The sequence below is a fragment of the Cytobacillus sp. BC1816 genome (assembly GCF_051353635.1).
Lineage (GTDB): Bacteria > Bacillota > Bacilli > Bacillales > Cytobacillaceae > Cytobacillus > Cytobacillus oceanisediminis_C.
On record NZ_CP195611.1, the window covers coordinates 2,414,637 to 2,432,568 of the forward strand.

Consider the following 17,932-nt stretch of genomic DNA (forward strand, 5'->3'; position numbering starts at 1 on the left):
TCCAATCAGGATTAAAATTTCTTATTGAGCTTTTTTTGCTTATTCATTACTTCGTATGATTTTTCAATAATATCTGTTAAAACATCACCTTTATAAATCCTGCCGAGTTTCGTGTTTTCCTGATAATAATCAACAATTTCATCGAGCATATTTGAAGTCTCTTTTGTTATGCGGACGTTAAGCTGAATACGGGTTTCTCCACTCATTTGAATCCTCCTAGCCATTAATATCTTAGAGCTAGCAATTCGCTAGCACATGCTGTCGTTTTGTTAGTGTGTGCTATAAATATTTAGATTACACTGTTTTGCTGAATTATTCCAGTATAAAGTTTACCTGAGGCAAAAAAAAGAGAATGGTTATTTTTTCCATTCTCTCATTCCTTTTAATTGCTGAATTGATCCCATTTCTCCTTGAGGAATCTGCTGAATTCCTCAAGTTCCTGCTTGCCTTCTCTCAATTTTTCCTTCCAGATGGGAAGATCTTCCCTCAATTTGCCTTCAAATTTTTCTGTCTGTTCTTTAATGGTTTGTCCAATTTCTTCTGTTAATTCCGTTTTTTCCAGCTTTTCATTTACCGATTTAGTAGTAAATTCCTCTTCCTGCATATATGGCAGGCTTGATTCCATAATCGCTCTAAAAACAGGTACAGCTGTTTCAGAGCTGCTTTTTGACAGATAATGTTCCCTGTCAGTCTGGTCATACCCCAGCCAAACGGCGCCAACCAAATTCGGAGTATAGCCAACAAACCACTGATCTTTCGTTCCGTTAATGTCCTTATAAGGGAGCTGGGTTGATCCAGTTTTTCCGGCAATTTGAACTCCTTCTATCTTTGTTGCGCTTCCAGTGCCCGTCTCCACCACATTCAGCAGCATGGAAGTCATTTGATTCGATACCGTTTTCGTCGTAACCTTAACTGTTTCTTTGTCGCGTTCGGCAATGATGCTGCCTGTTGGGCCTACTATCTTCGTAATTAAATGGGCATCTTGCCGCTTTCCGCCATTTGGAAATGCCGCATATGCTTCTGCCATCTTTAAGGGTGAGACCCCTTTCCTCATTCCGCCTAAGGCAATCCCTAAATATTCATCTTCTTTTTCAAGCGGTATGCCGAACCTCTCAAGCGCATCCAGACCTTTATCAAGTCCAATTTCATTAAGAAGCCAAACGGCTGGAACATTGATAGAGTCTTCCACAGCTTTATACATGGACACTTCGCCAGCATATTGTCCGGAAGCATTAGCTGGAGTGTAATCTCCATATGTCACTTTTTCATCTTTTAGCATGGATGTTGGTGAGTAGCCTTCTTCTAGTGCGGGTGTGTAAACAGCTAATGGCTTAAGTGTTGATCCAGGCTGGGCTTTAATGTGTGTGGCCCTGTTGAATCCTCTGAACACATGTTCACCTCTGCCTCCAACAAGCCCTCTGACACCCCCTGAAGCAGGATCAAGAAGGACAGCACCACTCTGGACGATTTCTCCGTTCATCCCTGGAGGGAAGATTGAGTCCTTTTCATAAACATTTTCCAGGCTTGATTGCAGATTTTGATCCATTTCCGTATATATTTTGTATCCTCTTGTAAAAATCTCCTCCTGAGTTAATCCATACTTATTTATAGCTTCATCCAGTACGGCATCAACATAGTAGGGGTATTTTCTTTCTTGCTTGCTTCGTGTTCCTTCCTTTAATTGGATCTTCTCATTTACAGCGTTCTCATACTCTTCGGCTGAAATCATTTTATGCTCTTTCATCTTTCCAAGAACAACATTTCTTCTTTTCATCGCCCGTTCATAATGATTGTAAGGATCGAGAGCAGAAGGCGATTGGAGAAGCCCTGCAAGCAGTGCACTTTCGCTTATGCTCAGTTCCTTTGGGGTTTTGCTGAAATATTTATTGGATGCCTGTTCAATTCCCCATGAACCGCTTCCGAAGTATACCTGATTTAAATACATTTGCAGGATTTCATCTTTTTTATAATTTTTTTCGATTTCTACGGCCAGGAACAGCTCTTCAGCTTTTCGCTTATACGTCTGTTCAGGGGAGAGCAATGCATTTTTGGCCAGCTGCTGAGTAATCGTACTCCCTCCCCCGGTTATGCTGCCTGCAAATAAATTGCCAAAAAAGGCTCTGGCAATGCCTTTGATATCGAAACCGTTATGCTTATAAAAGCGTTCATCTTCAATCGCAATAACGGCATTGCCCACATGTTCAGGCAATTCTTCAATCTTTGCACCCTCTGCCCTATTCTCCGCAAGTCCTGCAGCAGCATCACCATCTTTATCGTAAATAACAGTTGACTGCCTTAAACCTTCTTTTAAGGTTTCCACGTTTGCTGCAGCTGCCAAAAACGCAAAAAATAGAATGGTTAAAAGTACTATAGTTAGTGTTAAAAGAAGCAGAATTTGTGTCAGGTGTTTTTTTCGCCAAAACCCAGAAAAAGCTTCCTTGAAACGCTGAAATTTTTCCATGATGACTCCTTCTCTATTCATTAAGTTCCATTATTATATCTCCTTATTATATATTAAACGAACAAACTTCATAAAAAGTTTCAATTTCAAAAGTAAGGGACGAACACTTTTGTTCATCCCTAAACACTATTCTATTCATTTGTCGTGTCCAGAGGCTTTATCTTTGCCTCGATTTCCTCCCGCCTGTCTTCAATATATGGAGGAAGTGCCAGCTTTTCTCCCAATTGCTCGAAAGGTTCATCTGCCTCAAATCCAGGTCCGTCTGTTGCCAGTTCAAAAAGAATGCCGTTCGGTTCCCGGAAATATAAAGATTTGAAATAATACCTCTCTACAAAACCAGAGCTGGCAATCCGCAATTCTTTCAGTTTTCGTACCCATTTTCTTAATTCATCTTCATTTTCCACCCGAAAAGCAACATGGTGGACACTTCCCCGGCCTGGACGCTGCTTTGGCAAGTCATGGCGTTCTTTAATATGGATTTCTGCCCCGTTTCCTCCTTCACCGGTTTCAAATACAACTACAGTATCTCCATCCAAAGAATATTCTCCTCTTCTTCGATATTGCATTCCTTCTATAAGCAGATTTGCGGTGGATCCGAGGTCGGAGACGGTGAGCATTACGGGTCCAAGCCCGATTATTCCATGGCTTGGTGGCACGGCAGCTCTATCCCATGGCCTCCCGCCTTTTACTCCTTTATTATTTTGATCGGAAACCAGGGCCAATTTCTGCCCTTCGAAATCTTCAAAGAACAGTATCTTCTTTCCGTTTGCTTCTCTTATTTCTTCATGCAAAACATCTTGTTCTGCCAGTCTCTTTTTCCAATAAAGAAGCGATTCATCAGATGGCACACGCAGAAATGTACAAGTTATACTGTCCGTCCCCCTGTATGTGCGGCCAGCATTTTTGATTTCAAAAAACGTTAGGTCAGTTCCAGGGTTACCCCTTTCATCTGCATAAAATAAATGATACATCGTGGTATCATCCTGGTTTACTGTCTTCTTAACAAGCCGCATTCCAAGGATTCTGGTGTAAAATTCGTAGTTCTTCTGAGCATTGGCTGTTATGGCAGAGACATGATGCTGACCTTTTAATGGTTTCATATTCATATAATCACAACCCTAATCAATGTATTATAGGTATATTTTGATTGAACAATGAAAGGAATGCAACGGAAGAGCACAAAAAACTCTTGTTTCTTTTATAGAATAATGCTATATTAATAAAGCGATGAGCTAATTGCATAAGACGACAGACAAGCCTAACTGGCAATGCACTATGTGGAGTGCAGTCGGGTCGCCGCAATACGTATAAAAAGACGCCTCTCTGGGGCGTCTTTTTTAATGGATAAGAATGTATAAATTCTGGAGTTAATAACTGTCCGGCTTCACAAGGAATACTTAACGACAGCATCCCACGACTAAAAGCGTTAGCTTTTAGGGGGAGCGCCTGCTCTTTCGAGGTCACAAGCTCGTCTAGTTGTGGCTCCTAGGGACTCTCAGGTCTAAGCCGTTTCCTTTCAGAAGGAAAAACGCCTTCTTACTGGAACTGTCTTTTGCCTGTCATCCCTGGGCAGTCGCCTCCACATTTCGGGCAATCTTCCCAAAAAGGCAAAGAACGCCTTTCCGGGAGGCTCGTCTTGTGCTTGAGGCCCCCAGGATAGGGGCCATGCAGACGTTGCCAAAGGAAGTGGCGTTCTTAGTCTATGTTCCTTTGTAAGCATGGCGCTTGCGCTTTTCTTATTTTAATTGAGATGTAAGATACGAGCATGCAGCCGCTGACTGAAGCCTTGCTGCTACATATGGGGGCCGTGCGTTTTTATGGGCCTCTGCAGGAATGCCCAGCCACAAAATATGTCCGTCAATTATGATGCAGGGAAACGGAAAGCCGCTTGGCAAAATTTCATCCGGTGCAGCGAAAGGGATTGAATGCTTGGCAAGCATGGTAAGTTTCGTTTGCGAAGGCCTCCCTGAAAGTGCCTTTCCCCATTCATTCCCCAGTTCCTTGCCAACAGGCAGGGAGAGAATAATCTCCTTTTTAGCTTTAGAAATATCCTCAAACACATTTTCCAGCTTTCTTGCATGCAGCCATTGTAGGCTTGGATGCTGATTTTTGATCCATCTGCCAATCTGATCAGGATGAATGGCCTGTCCATTGTGCAGCTGGTGTTCTGCCAGCTTCCGCCATGTTTTGTTTTTAAATACGTTATTGTGTAAAAATTCCAAATCTGAAATATGAATAAATTTTCCCTTGGTTCTAGTTATGGCAACATTCAATAATCTTTCGCTTTCTTTCCCGATTAATAGCATTCCAGCTCTGTCATGGGGCTGAGCATCGACAGAGTCAAAAATCATGACATCCCGTTCACTTCCCTGAAAACGGTGAACTGTTGCAGCAATAATATCAGCTGCAGATCTTTCCTGCTCATATAGCTCACCCAGAAGCTGTTCCATTAATAATGCCTGTGCCCGATACGGAGTGACATAGCCTATGGACCTGCTTCCTCCTGTATATGCTTCATGTATTAGCTGAAATCCCAGCAAAAGATCCCATAAATTGATTCTTGAATTTGAGCTGCCATCTTTCATGCCATATTCACCAGATCCGGCTGTATTGAGCAGGATCGAAGCTCTGCCGGGAAAAGGCGTACAGGCAGCGATATCAGATCTTGCAGCCAGAACATCCGGATGGTCACCAACAAGTGAATGATAGATATGTTTATTCGAAAATGCTGAAATGTCCGGGTGCATACGGCGCTGCTCTTTTAATAGAAAAAGATGCGGATGCAAGTGTCCATCCTTGACTGCGTCTGACACGCCAGAGTGATGAAAAATATCTTCTCTTAGCCATTTTTCCGACAATTTATGTCTTGAGGCAGCAATAGGAGGAAGCTGCTTAAAATCACCGCAAATGATGACTCTTTTGCCAAGTGAAGCTGCAAAGGCAGCTTGTGGAACATAAGCCATGCTGGCTTCATCGATGATGACTAAATCAAAATTTTTCCCGTAAATTGACGGATCACTTGCAGCTTTTGCCAGTGTTGTGCCAATAATAGAAGCATTTTTTACAAATTCTATTTCTTTTTGCCTGATCTTTTCAATTACTCCAGATAGCTTCTTTTCTATTTCAATAAGATGATCGGAATCTCTCTTGCTGAAGGATCGGGATAAATCCTGTTTAAGCAGGCGGCGTTCCTCAAATAGGGCAGCTTTTTGCTCCGAGAGATTTGTATGCTGCTTATTTAAAAGATATTCGGCTGTTAATGAAAGATGATCGAATAGTGCTGGACCGATTTGTGACCCGTAACGAAGGAGATCCCCATCAGGAATTTTTCGTTTGCATGATGCAAAGGATGAAATCTCTGCCATAAGGACATCTATTGCTTGATTTGAGTGGGCCAGAATAAGAACACTTTGTCCTTTAAAATATTTGTTGGCGGCCACACGTGCCAGTGTATAGGTTTTCCCTGTGCCTGGGGGTCCCCAGACATAAGTGACTGGATTGTACTTAGAACGCAAAATCAATTCATGGGCACCAGTCTTTACCTTATCGGCAGGGTGTTGAGGTGGCATGGAAGGATCCATCAATTTTTTTATTCTATTTCTTTTTCTTTTACTTTCTTTTATGTCCTCTAAGCGCTGAAAAAGCTGATCCAATAGCTCCCAGGGATCATGAAGCAAATAAGCTTCCGATAGTTCGATTCCAATATCCTCTTCTAATGCCACTATGACATTATTTCCTTCCGCAGAAAGGACTCTTCCTTCCACTCTCTTTCTTCCCCATTCGATTTTTATGGAGGATCCAGTGGGAATTTTAATGGAAGAAGGTGTATCAAAAAAATAGGTATATGCATCTGTTTTTGAAAGCAGCTGCCCATTTAACATTAAATAGCGGGAGCTCCCATATTTTTTTAAATGTAAGATCTCAGCCTGGATGGCTTTTTGCCAGTCTCTTATTAAGCCAAGTGTTGATGTCATTTTGTATCTTCCTTTGTTCACTATGGTATTCAATTAGACTAATATATCATTTACTTGCGGATATGCAAAAAATAATGGAACCTGAATAATTCCATTAAGATCAATAGGGTTAATTCCACAGAAGTATGAGATAATGTGTTAATAACACTTTATATGTGTAAAGAAAGAGGGATCAGTGTGAAGCGCAGAAATAAGTTTGAGCATAATGATATTGTTATTCTGATTGACACGGGAGAGAAAGTTACGATCAACAAAACCTGTTATGTGGCGAAAATGAAGAAATACACATATACAATAAAAGAAAAACCAAAAATGTTCTATTTTGAAGAAGAAATGAAAGAGCTTCTTTAGAAAAGGGCTATAGAATTGTAAAGTTTTTATCCGCAAATGCCCAGTTCTGCGGAAAACGCAAGCTTAATTGCCAGTATGTCATTCCTAAAAGATTATACTGGTCAATTAATTTATATTTCTCTGTAATGCTGCGGATATCTTCAAACCAAACCACATGTTCTTCTTCTCCGTTCCAATATCGGAACCATGGGGATGCCGCATAAGCATCGAATTGAATGACTGCTCCTCTGCTTAAAGCTAAATTCTGAATGGCTTGCATGGAAAATGAGCGGGTTAGATTATCCGCTGTTCTCCAGTCATATCCATATAACGGCAAAGCTATTTGCAGTTTTTTCGGGTCAATCTGGGTGATCGAATATTTAATGACCTCTTCAACCCACCATAGTGGAGCGACGGGATTAGGAGAACCAGTGGGATAACCATAGTCCATGGTCATGACTGCAACAATATCGGCCCCCTCCCCAATTGCTTTATAATCATATGCCCCTATTATCCGGTTTGCCGGGAGATCTTCTGTCTTAGCATGTACATTGACATGAAGAATTTTTGGCCCTAAGGCATTTTTTAATTCTCTAATGAATGAATTGAAATCCTGGCGCCTTGGCGGCGGGATAAATTCAAAATCCAGGCTGATGCCCCCATATCCTTTTTGAGCGACAAAATTCATTAGGCTTAAGATTAAGTTCCTCCTATTTGCAGGATTCTCAAGCACCCCGCCAATCAATTCTGCATTAAATTCACCTTGTGCAAGGTTTCTGATCATCAGCAGTGGAATGACATTCAGACGGCGGCTTTCTGCCAATATGGCTGTATCGTCAAGTTCAATATATGCGTAACCTTCCCTTGTTAAAGAATAGGCAGAAATGGCAATGTAGGTTAAGTACTTTGCTGTTTCCCTGAAAGAGGGTAAAAAAGTATCAGGAGAATACGGAACTATGAACCCTAATGTTTCCATGACTAATCTGCTTGGTGAAGGAATATTTATCTTCTGTCCGATATATAGCCCCTCCGGCCTTATCTCCGGGTTTGCTGACAGGATGAGATTAATTGTAGTTTGATAAAGCTGGGAAATGCTCCATAATGTATCTCCCGGCTTTACCAGATAAGACCTGATAACAGGTCCGCTTTCCGGAATGTATAGCGCTAAACCAGGAATGATGCCAGGTCCATTCTCAAGGCCATTAGCCGTTCTTATATCCTGGATAGGAACCTTATACTTTTGAGAAATGGCCCAAAGGCTATCGCCTGCCTGTACGATATGAATTCCCATAATGCACCTCTTTTCACCTGCTTTTAATCAGTTTATGGGGGAGTCAAGCCTGAATAGTACCATCAGAGAAATGCGGCCAAATGTAAAATTTTATAAGGTTGTTATTCGAGGGGTGATTCGGTGCTGTATGCTGTGTGAACGAGTCATTTCTTTTTCTGCTGATGCACAAAAAAGCGGCTTCAAGAATTCTTGATAGCCACTTTCTCATTTCACTTTGAATTATTACTGATAATCAGCTTCATGCCCGCTCAGGGAATCCATGTGGCTGGCAATCATGGCAATGATTGTGCTTGCCTCTTCTTTGCTGAAGATAAAGTGATCTTCATCTTTGATCATTTCTTCGTCATCTGTCCAAATGCGATTAATCCTGCGGAGAACTCCATCACCGGTTTCATGTACCACTCCAAACTGATAGGATACCTCCACTTCGTCTTCCTTGAAAAAGGCAGTTACCTCAGGAGTTTCCCACTCTACATCTACTTCTTCAAAGATATCACCTTCGCCTCCAAAATCATATTCTTCAGCAATGTCGAAATCTTCCTCTTCTGAAACATATATTTCTTCATCATCTTCAAATGCAAAATGATCCTCATCTTCGCCATTCATGTAATCGTGAAGACTTTCGTGGACTGTATCGATGATGTCTTCAATATCAAAAAGCATTGTTTTAGAAGTATGTCCCAGCTCAAAATCAAAGTCCTCTACATAGAACTCTTCATTATGCGGATCAAAGAAAAGAGTGCAAAAATACTCTCTATCATTATCACTGGTTTCAATAAAAAACTCCATTCTGGGATGCTTGGCACCCCGGTCAATCGACAATTGGCCAATCTGATCATATTTACTGCAAATTGATTCAAGATGGTCCTGCAATTCTCCGCTTACCCTGTCAAACCATTCAAGTGACATACTGCATCCCTTCCTCTCAAGGTTTTTCACACACCTATTTTGCCCATTCGCCATTTTTTAAGTATGGGATTAATACCCATTGGCATAGGCTGAAGGTTTCACTTGACAAACAAAATAGGCACCCAAACCATTTGGGTGCCATAAGAAAAATTAAACCTGCAATCCATAGTTTCGGCAAAGAGCTGCCAAGCCGCCTGAGAAACCGCTGCCAATGGCATTGAACTTCCAGTCATTCCCATGACGGTATAATTCACAGAAAACCACTGCTGTTTCAATTGAAAAATCTTCTCCAAGATCAAAACGAAGCAGCTCCTGATTATTGGATTCATCCACTAATCTTACGAATGCATTGGAAACCTGCCCGAAATTTTGCTGCCTTAATTCTGCATCATGAATAGTAACAGTTATGCCAATACGATGAACATGTAAAGGTATTTTGGTAAAGTCGACAACAAGCTGCTCATCGTCGCCGTCTCCTTCACCTGTACGGTTGTCTCCTGTATGTATAACTGCTCCGCTTGGATGCTGCAGGTTATTATAGAAAATAAAATCATGATCATTTACACATTTACTGGTTTCATCTGCAAGAAATGCAGAAGCGTCAAGGTCGAAGTCATGACCGCCGCTATATTTGTTCGTGTCCCAGCCCAGCCCGATAATGGCTTTAGTCAGGCCAGGATTTGTTTTAGTCAGATCAATTCTTTGACCTTTTGATAATTGAATACCCAAGAGAATCACTCCTTCATAACACAGGTCCTTTTTTTAGGCAGATCATCGATATGAGGGGAATACACCCTAAAGAGAAAGCCAGGGAAAAGCGGCTGCTCTGCCTGGCAATAATGGTAGTTAACCTACCTGCAAACCGAAGTCAGTCGCAATACGGGCAAGTCCTCCCTGATAGCCTGAACCAACGGCAGAGAATTTCCATTCGCCATTATGACGGTATAATTCACCTACAACAATGGCAGTTTCAATGGAGAAATCTTCTCCTAAATCATAACGGATTAATTCTTCATTTGTTTCTTCATTAATGATTCTTGCAAATGCATTTGAGACCTGGCCAAAGTTTTGGCCGCGGCCTTCCCCATCATGGATCGTAATGACAAAAGAAATCTTCTCAATGGAGGCAGGAACAGCACTAAGGTTAACTTTTACCTGCTCGTCATCGCCATCGCCCTCACCTGTTCTGTTATCACCTGTATGCAGGACTGACCCATCGCCGCCTTCAAGCTGGTTGTAGAAAATAAAATCTTTATCAGAGGCACATTTGCCATTTGCATCTAATAAAAACACACTGGCATCAAGGTCGAAATCCAAGCCTCCATCATATTTATTTGTATCCCAGCCGAGTCCTACTATTACTTTAGACAACCCGGGGTTAGTTTTGGTTAAATCAATTTTTTGCCCTTTCGATAAAGAAATACCCAACTTCATCCATCCTTTCAAGTTCAATAATTTTAAGAGAGGTATCGCATATTTGCGACTAAAAACTATGTACCCTTTAAGTGTAAACGTTTCAAAAGAAATCGTAAACCGATTTGCCATTGTGCTGGGAAAAAAGTTTCATTCCTGCCTAATATCCTGATGGATAATTCTGTCCCTTCCCTTTTTGCCTGTCATTCTTTATAATATCTTGTTGGATAGCTGGTATTAGAAAGGGGGAGAAGGCGTATGGCCGAACTAAAACAGCTGATTTTCTTTGATTTTGAAATGCTATGCAGCAAAAAAGGTATACTTTTTGAAGATATGGAGGCCATTCGCCTCGGTGCTGTAAAAGTTGAACTTGAAACAGGTATGGTTACTGGATTTGACAGGTTCATTCGTCCGCAGCAGGACTCGCCGCTAAGTCCATTCTGCAAAGAATTGACGGGGATATCCGACTCTGATTTAAAAACAGCGGATGACTTTTCTGAGGTGTTTAAAGATTTTCTCTTTTGGGTCGGCGGAGTTAAAAAAGCAAGATTCTATTCCTGGTCGACCAGTGATCTCTTAAGATTAAAAGCCGATGCTTTAAGGCATAATCTCCCCCAAGCTACAATCGATAAGATTACCAAAAGATATGTCGATTTTCAGGCTATTTTCACAAAAAGAGCTTCACGGACTGCAGCTTCAGTTGAAAAAGCATTGTCTTTCTATGAGCTTTCTTTTATCGGAGAACCCCATCATCCCATGTACGACGCCTTTAATACTTTACGGATATATCAGTCATTTGAAGAACAAAATGTAAAGACCGATTTTATTATGCTGCAGCAGTTTATATTTCAGGAAGCTGAACTTCCTCCTATTGAAAGGCTCAACAAGGAACTTAAGAATATTTTCCAAAAAGACTTGATAGAATTCTATTCCCAATTAAATGATGCTTTTCGTATGAAAGATGCTTGGAAATTGATAAAGAAAACTAAAAAGCTTGTTGAAAAATATGAGAATATCCTTCTAAGCCGTTCAGGCATTTTTGATGAAGAATTGATCTCCAACGTTCACGAATTAACCATTTTTTATCAGGAACTTCAAACAGCTTATAAAGATCATTGTTCCTACACATCAAAAATTATGATTTTGCATGAACAAATGGTTGAACCGCTGCTGAAAATATGCGGATAAAAATGAGGTGACAAAACAGTTGCCTCTTATTTTTATGTCTCCAATTTATAATGATCCAGCAGCCTTTGCAATGCTGAAGAACGTTTAGCTTGGTATTCTTCGCATTTTCAGAGATAATAACAGTGCGAAAAAAATTAGGAGATGATACTTATGGATAGAGTGCAGATGGCAGAGGATCTGTCGTTTTCAAGAATCGTACATGGTCTATGGAGACTATCTGACTGGAAATTTTCTGATGAAGAATTAATCACCTTAATAGAAAGGTGTTTGGAACTGGGAATAACGACATTTGATCATGCCGATATATATGGAAGCTATACATGTGAAAGCCTGTTTGGAAGGGCTCTTGAGAAAAAGCCTGAGCTCCGCGGAAAAATGGAGATTGTAACGAAATGCGGGATTGTACTCCAGTCACCAGACCGCCCTGAGCATAAATCCCATCATTACAATACCGGAAAAAAACATATTATTGCTTCGGTTGAGAAGTCTTTGCAAAGTCTGAAAACAGATTACATAGATACCTTGCTCATTCATCGTCCTGATCCTTTTATGGATCCGGAAGAAGTTGCTGAGGCATTCTCAGGTTTAAAGGCTGCCGGCAAGGTAAGGCATTTTGGAGTCTCCAATTTTAAAAGCCATCAGTTTACGATGCTTCAGTCATACCTTGATTTGGATCTGATTACAAATCAAATTGAACTTTCTGCCTATCATCTGGAGAACTATGAGGATGGCACACTAAATCTGTGCATGGAAAAAAGAATTGCTCCGATGGCCTGGTCCCCATTAGCTGGAGGCAAAATTTTCAGCGGTACTGAAGAAAAATCGGCACGCCTCAAAGCAGCATTACAAAAAGTTGCAGAGGAAATCGGAGCAAGTGATATTGATGAAGTATTATTTGCCTGGCTCTTAAATCATCCTGCCCGAATCATGCCAATTGTCGGTTCCGGCAAGATTGAAAGAATTGAACGTGCAGCCGGTTCATTAACCTACAAACTTAACAGGGACCAGTGGTTTGAAATTCTTCAAAGTTCAATGGGGCATGATGTGCCCTAGTATATACAAACAGCCCTATTCCAAATCAAATAGGGCTGTTTGCTGCGCATTTATTGGAAAACGCTGTTGAAAGCAGGAGCAGATAGTTCCACTTCTTCAAAAACTTTAGTCATTGAATTGATATATTCCTCTTTAAATGGCTCTGCTTCCGCCATATCCTCGGACCCTGCTTTTACAAGTTCAGCTTTTTTAGCATAGTATTGAGAAAGGCTATCAACCGCTGCCTCTATATCCTTAGTGTAGTCTGTTAATTCTTCTGGTACAGACACGGCATTCGCTTCCTTTTCAAAAGCTGCAGCTGCTTCAGCTGGATCCTGACCTTCAGCGGTCAAGTTTGCATCTGTGTTTCGAATTACTTTTGTCACTTCTCCCTGATAGCTTAGCAGAGCGGAGCGCATTTCTTTCCCTTCATCGGCGGCCTCAGTCGTCTCAGCTGCGGACTCTTCCTTTTCTTCCCCTTTAGAAGCCTCTTCGTTTGAGCATGCTCCAAGTATTAGTGTCAGTACAGCTGCTGAAAGCAAGAAAGATAATTTCTTCATGTGATGGTCCTCTCCTTCTTTTTGTTTTAGAGGTAGTTTTGGTTGACTCCCTATGTAGTCAGATCCTTGACATTGCCTGCCAATTTACTGACAATTAATAATTTACCTATTTTTTCAATTTTTTGCAACACTTTTATTACGATTTACGAAATTTCTATGATCCAGAGCATCATCCTAACGATGCTTTCAGTATCAAATTTGAAATGTTTAGGCTTTTATAGGATAGTGCCCATCCCTCTCAAAAAGGGCTGGCATAGGCTGTTATAAAAAGTGAAAACTGAGGAGTGTTCCTATGGCCAAACAATCAAATGGGGATGGAAACCCTAAGCTTTACCTAAGCCATTCAGACACTGTTTCCAATCAGGGTACTTATCGTCTGAACTTTCTCCAGGAAGTTTTGAAAGAACAGCAAACTGTTAATACCCGTATTTCCGAAACATATGAAAATATGAAAAGTCAGCTCGATGATTCCTTTTCCGACATGAGTAAACTTGTAAAAAAAGCAGCTGGTAAACAAAATAATCATATTGAGCATTTGACAGCTAAGCTTGAAAAGCAGGATGCGTATATGATGAGTTTCCTGGAAATGATGAACCAGCGCGAGAAGGAAAATGATACTTTGAATAAAAGGCTGGCTGCATTGGAGGAAATAAATAAAGCAATTATGGAAACTCTTGAAAATGAAGAGCCGGTAAATCAGAAGATACTTGAACAAGTATCTTTCCAGGAAGCGGCAACTCAGGCACTTTGCCGGAAGTTTGATAAATTTGACGCTTTTACTGAGGAAGCTGTTTCAAATTTTAAAGCCCAGGAAGAAATGAAAACAGAATTAAGCAAGAAGCTTGATGTTCAGGAAGTTTTTCATAATACCGTAATGGAACGTATAGAGCAGCAGTTCTCTGCATTTTCGGAGGAAAAGGCAGAGAATTATGGAATACAGGAGCAAATGAAAGAAGAAATAAATAAAAACTTTAGTTTACAGGAAGTTTATCATAAAAAGGTTATGGAACGTTTAGAGCAGCAGTTTGCAGCATTTTCAGAGGAAGCTGAGAAAAAATTAATTACACAGGAGCAAATGAAAGAAGAATTAAACATGAAGCTTGGTGTACAGGAACAGGCCAGTAAGTCGATAATGGAACGCTTAAACCGGCAGGAAGCAATCACAGAAAAAATCAGCAGGCAATTAGACAATCTTAAGTCGGTTGTTTACGAGCGGGCCTCCCACCTCTCTGAACGCTTTGAAAAAAGCTTTAAACAGCTGGCGAAACCAGTCCATAGTTTCTTTGTACATCAGGAGGAAAAAGCAAGAGGAAATAATGACAAAGAGTAAAGAAAAGAAGGCACCTGGAAAGGTGCCTTCTTTCTAGTATTAATCTAGAATCGTCACTTTAACTGTTTTTCTGCCGAAATTGATTGCGTCTTCCTGAGAAGGCATGAAGATATCAATCTTGTTGCCTTTAATGGCTCCTCCAGTATCACCCGCTACAGCATTACCATAACCTTCAACATGGACTTTAGTTCCCAGTGGTATCACATTGGGATCCACAGAGATTACTTTTTGATTCGGATTCTCTTTTAAATTGATCCCTGTAGCAGTGACTCCTGAGCATCCTTCACAATCGGCTGTATAGGCTGTTGCTTCCATATTAAGCACATTTTGAGCTGTTTCATTATTTGCAGTTTCCGCGGGTGTTTCAGCCTGGGCAGCAGGCTGTGCTTCCGCTTCAGGCTTGACTGGCTCAGGTGCAGGTTTTGTTTCCGCCGCAGGTTTGGCTGGCTCTGGTTCTGGATTTGACTTTGCTGGTTTTGCTTCTGGTGCCGGCTGTGTTTCTTTTGCTGCTGGCTGTTCAGAATTTTGCACAGGAGCTGAAACTGTCTCTGCAGGCTTTTCTGATTTTGCTGGAGAAGCCTTAACCGCAGCAACTGCTGCATTAACAGCTTTAGCATTCGGATAAAGGATTAATTCCTTGTCCGGCAGAATTAAATCAGAGCTTAAGTTGTTCCATTCTTTGATTGCCTCTGCTGTGACGTTATGTTCTCTTGCTATATCCCAAAGAGTATCGCCTTTTGATACTATGTATTTCTTTTCCGGATATACATTAAGTACATCATCTGGATGAATGATATGAGAAGACAACCCATTCCATTCTTTTATCATCTCAACTGGTGTATTATATGTTTGGGAAAAATCCCAGAGAGTATCGCCTTTTTTTACTGTCACTTCTTCTGCTTGTACATTAGCACCTGCTGTTCCGGTAATTGCCGCAGCAGCTACAAAAGATAAAATTGATTTTTTCATGTTGTTAAAACCTCCCGTATAGCTTGTTTTTAGCTAACGGGGTTAATAATAACATGGAATCTTTACTAAAAAAGAACAAACAGATAATAATCCCGTTACGCATATAACAGAACGATAACAAACACATTTCAGAGGTGAAGGCATAATTAAGCCAAATTCATGTTTTTCCTTGATATCATGGGAATCTCTCCAATGTTATGATGTTTTTCCTATATATTGGAAAATCAATTATTAAACAGGACAGGAATTAATTTCTAACCTAAAAGCCAATTCTTTTGGGATTGGCTATGCAGATTTCGCAGGCAGAACAATATTGAATGTGGTACCTTTATTTAATTCACTCTCGATAAACACTTTTCCGTTATGGCTTTCGATAATTTTAAAGCTGACCATCAGGCCTAAGCCGTTTCCATTCTTTTTAGTTGTAAAAAAAGGTTCTCCGATTTTTTTCAGTTTTTCCTGCGGGATTCCTATCCCTGTATCCTGTATAGCAATTTGAACCTGGTTATTTATAATACTAGCTCTAACGGTGATGTCCCCTCCATCAGGCATCGCTTCAATTCCATTTTTGATAAAATTAAGAAAGACTTGTTTTAACCGATTTTCGTCACATTCAATTTGAATGATATCCTGTTCGTATTCGAAACCAATTTTCACGTCTCTTTTTCGGGCTTCAAATTCCAAAAAAGAAACCACATTTTTAATAATAGGTATGATATCTCTTTCTTCCAGTTCTGCGGCTTTCGGCTTAGCGAGAACCATAAAATCTTCAACTATATTATTTACCCGGTCAATTTCATCCAAAATGATGCTTAAGTACTCCTGCCGCTCTTCATGTGTCTCATCCAGCTGCAGGAATTCTGTATATCCTTTCATGGTTGTGAGCGGATTGCGGATTTCATGGGCAACCCCTGCAGCAAGCTGGCCCACTGCTGCCAGTTTATCCTGCTGATGCAAAACTTCTTCAGTTTTTTTCCTCTCTGTTATATCGCTTCTTATTGATAAGTATTGATAAGGTTTTCCGTTTGCGTTCAGGAACGGCACAATCGTAGTATGAACCCAGTAATAAGATCCGTCTTTTGCTTTATTGCGTATTTCCCCCTTCCAGACTTCTCCCTGGGCAATTGCTTTCCATAGGTTCTTAAAGAATTCCTTTGAATGAAGTCCTGAATTTAAGATGGAGTGATTCTGTCCTATCAGTTCTTCCCTGCTGTACTGGGAGATTTCACAAAACTTCTCATTTACATTGGTTATTGTTCCTTTTTCATCTGTAAAGGCAATAATGGAAGACTGATTAAGCGCAAATTTAACATCGTTTACCTCTTTCAGGGAATGTTTAAGGCTGGCTTCAGCTGATTTCAATGCCGATATATCTGTTCGGATGGAAACATACTGATAGGGTTTATTCTTTTTATTGAGAAAGGGGACAATTGTAGTTTCAACCCAATAAATGCTTCCGTCTTTTGCTTTATTGCGTATTTCCCCCTTCCATATTTCCCCTGATTTAATTGTTTTCCATAGATTTTGAAAAAATTCCGGCGGATGAAAACCCGAATTTAAGATATTGTGATTTTTGCCAATCAGTTCATGTTCTTCATATTTAGATATCTCAACAAATTTGTCATTCACATAAGTGATAATGCCCTTTGGATCTGTAATAGCCACTATAGATGATTCATCAAGTGCAGCCTTAATATCATGTAAATGGGTATCACTTGCTTCAAGCCGCTTGCTGATTAAAGTGCTTGAAGCAATGAGCCCCCCCAGGATAAAAATCCCTGCAAAAAATACTAGATAAATTAGAGAAGTTTCCGGCGAGCTTCCCTTGCTAATTTCGCCTTTTGAATAGAATGATGACGATCGGATCAGCAGAAAATAACCCTCCACAATGGCCCCGGTGAAAATGAGTGCACTTAAGGGCTTGATCCAGATAGGTCTGGAGTACGAAAGACTTTTCGAATAAAAGAGCATCCATAGTGAAAATAAAAAAGAAACAAAAATGATTAGTGCTGAAATGAGAAATATGATAGGGCCAAACTGCACATTCATCCCCACAGCAAACATTCCTGTTACATGGGTAGATAGGACTGCCATAGTTAAAAAGAAGCTTCGCGCAATTAGATTGCCTGTCTTTAGCTCGCGTTCGATTACTGTATTAAATGCCATACCGGTAAACGATATGCCAAAAATCATGGACAATAAGGTGAGCGGAATATTATAACTTCCTGAAGCATTTATGTTGATGGCGACCATGCCAATAAAGTTCATAATCCAAATCCCGATTCCAAGGGAAAAAGTTCCGCCTAAGAACAAGAATTTCTGGTTTCTGTCAGATGATTTAATCAATGTAAATAAATCTAATGCTGTATAGGAAGCCATAATGGTCAGTAAAACCGCTACAAATATTAATATTGGATTAAAAGATACACTTATTTCAGTCATCGCAGGCATTTAGCCTCCTCATTATTACTTTAA

General features: G+C 40.4%; 15 protein-coding genes. 4 read left to right on the forward strand and 11 right to left on the reverse strand.

All coding sequences use genetic code 11. The features are described 5' to 3' along the window. Positions 1-11 precede the first annotated feature (11 nt). The 4 genes from ACR42H_RS12425 to ACR42H_RS12440 all read right to left on the reverse strand — a co-directional run bounded on the left by ACR42H_RS12425 (position 12) and on the right by ACR42H_RS12440 (position 6,435). Positions 12-206 carry a hypothetical protein gene (locus ACR42H_RS12425; protein ID WP_113880888.1) on the reverse strand — a complete coding sequence of 65 codons (195 nt, stop codon included), beginning with the start codon at positions 204-206 and terminating at the stop codon, positions 12-14. 176 nt (positions 207-382) lie between these two features. After that, positions 383-2,461 (reverse strand): transglycosylase domain-containing protein, encoded by a 2,079-nt coding sequence (locus ACR42H_RS12430; protein WP_436376493.1) that lies wholly within the window; start codon positions 2,459-2,461, stop codon positions 383-385. Positions 2,462-2,592: 131 nt separating this feature from the next. Further along, complete coding sequence (locus tag ACR42H_RS12435; protein ID WP_436376495.1) at positions 2,593-3,567, reverse strand: ring-cleaving dioxygenase; 975 nt, start codon at positions 3,565-3,567, stop codon at positions 2,593-2,595. Positions 3,568-4,197: 630 nt separating this feature from the next. Next, positions 4,198-6,435 (reverse strand): DEAD/DEAH box helicase, encoded by a 2,238-nt coding sequence (locus tag ACR42H_RS12440; RefSeq protein ID WP_436376497.1) that lies wholly within the window; start codon positions 6,433-6,435, stop codon positions 4,198-4,200. A 177-nt stretch (positions 6,436-6,612) separates the two neighbouring features. Between ACR42H_RS12440 and ACR42H_RS12445 the strand changes: the two genes are divergently transcribed. Continuing rightward, positions 6,613-6,786 carry a hypothetical protein gene (locus tag ACR42H_RS12445; protein WP_019379882.1) on the forward strand — a complete coding sequence of 58 codons (174 nt, stop codon included), beginning with the start codon at positions 6,613-6,615 and terminating at the stop codon, positions 6,784-6,786. A 7-nt stretch (positions 6,787-6,793) separates the two neighbouring features. Here ACR42H_RS12445 and ACR42H_RS12450 read toward each other — a convergent pair whose 3' ends face one another. The 4 genes from ACR42H_RS12450 to ACR42H_RS12465 form a co-directional block, all read right to left on the reverse strand. Next, complete coding sequence (locus tag ACR42H_RS12450; protein ID WP_436376500.1) at positions 6,794-8,056, reverse strand: glycosyl hydrolase family 18 protein; 1,263 nt, start codon at positions 8,054-8,056, stop codon at positions 6,794-6,796. Between the two features lie 222 nt (positions 8,057-8,278). Beyond that, positions 8,279-8,965 carry a hypothetical protein gene (locus ACR42H_RS12455; protein WP_113880893.1) on the reverse strand — a complete coding sequence of 229 codons (687 nt, stop codon included), beginning with the start codon at positions 8,963-8,965 and terminating at the stop codon, positions 8,279-8,281. Between the two features lie 150 nt (positions 8,966-9,115). Next, the gene (locus ACR42H_RS12460; protein WP_113880894.1) at positions 9,116-9,694 is read right to left on the reverse strand and encodes a TerD family protein; all 579 of its coding nucleotides are present in this window, start codon (positions 9,692-9,694) and stop codon (positions 9,116-9,118) included. Positions 9,695-9,811: 117 nt separating this feature from the next. Next, complete coding sequence (locus ACR42H_RS12465; protein ID WP_113880895.1) at positions 9,812-10,393, reverse strand: TerD family protein; 582 nt, start codon at positions 10,391-10,393, stop codon at positions 9,812-9,814. Positions 10,394-10,636: 243 nt separating this feature from the next. On the opposite strand from ACR42H_RS12465, the gene ACR42H_RS12470 reads away from it, so the two are divergent. Together ACR42H_RS12470 and ACR42H_RS12475 are read left to right on the forward strand one after the other, a co-directional pair. After that, positions 10,637-11,566: a 3'-5' exonuclease gene (locus ACR42H_RS12470; RefSeq protein WP_436376503.1), complete on the forward strand. Its 930-nt coding sequence runs from the start codon at positions 10,637-10,639 to the stop codon at positions 11,564-11,566. A gap of 150 nt (positions 11,567-11,716) precedes the next feature. Next, a complete protein-coding gene (locus ACR42H_RS12475) occupies positions 11,717-12,619 on the forward strand; it encodes an aldo/keto reductase (protein ID WP_436376505.1) in 903 nt (300 codons plus the stop codon). A 50-nt stretch (positions 12,620-12,669) separates the two neighbouring features. Here the strand turns inward: ACR42H_RS12475 and ACR42H_RS12480 are convergent, their stop codons facing one another. Further along, positions 12,670-13,158: a hypothetical protein gene (locus ACR42H_RS12480; protein WP_436376507.1), complete on the reverse strand. Its 489-nt coding sequence runs from the start codon at positions 13,156-13,158 to the stop codon at positions 12,670-12,672. A 292-nt stretch (positions 13,159-13,450) separates the two neighbouring features. On the opposite strand from ACR42H_RS12480, the gene ACR42H_RS12485 reads away from it, so the two are divergent. Beyond that, positions 13,451-14,488 (forward strand): hypothetical protein, encoded by a 1,038-nt coding sequence (locus ACR42H_RS12485; protein WP_436376509.1) that lies wholly within the window; start codon positions 13,451-13,453, stop codon positions 14,486-14,488. Positions 14,489-14,527: 39 nt separating this feature from the next. Here the strand turns inward: ACR42H_RS12485 and ACR42H_RS12490 are convergent, their stop codons facing one another. Continuing rightward, positions 14,528-15,457 (reverse strand): LysM peptidoglycan-binding domain-containing protein, encoded by a 930-nt coding sequence (locus tag ACR42H_RS12490; RefSeq protein WP_436376511.1) that lies wholly within the window; start codon positions 15,455-15,457, stop codon positions 14,528-14,530. A gap of 285 nt (positions 15,458-15,742) precedes the next feature. After that, on the reverse strand, positions 15,743-17,899 hold the full coding sequence (locus tag ACR42H_RS12495; RefSeq protein ID WP_436376912.1) for a PAS domain S-box protein: 2,157 nt from the start codon (positions 17,897-17,899) through the stop codon (positions 15,743-15,745). Positions 17,900-17,932: the final 33 nt, after the last annotated feature.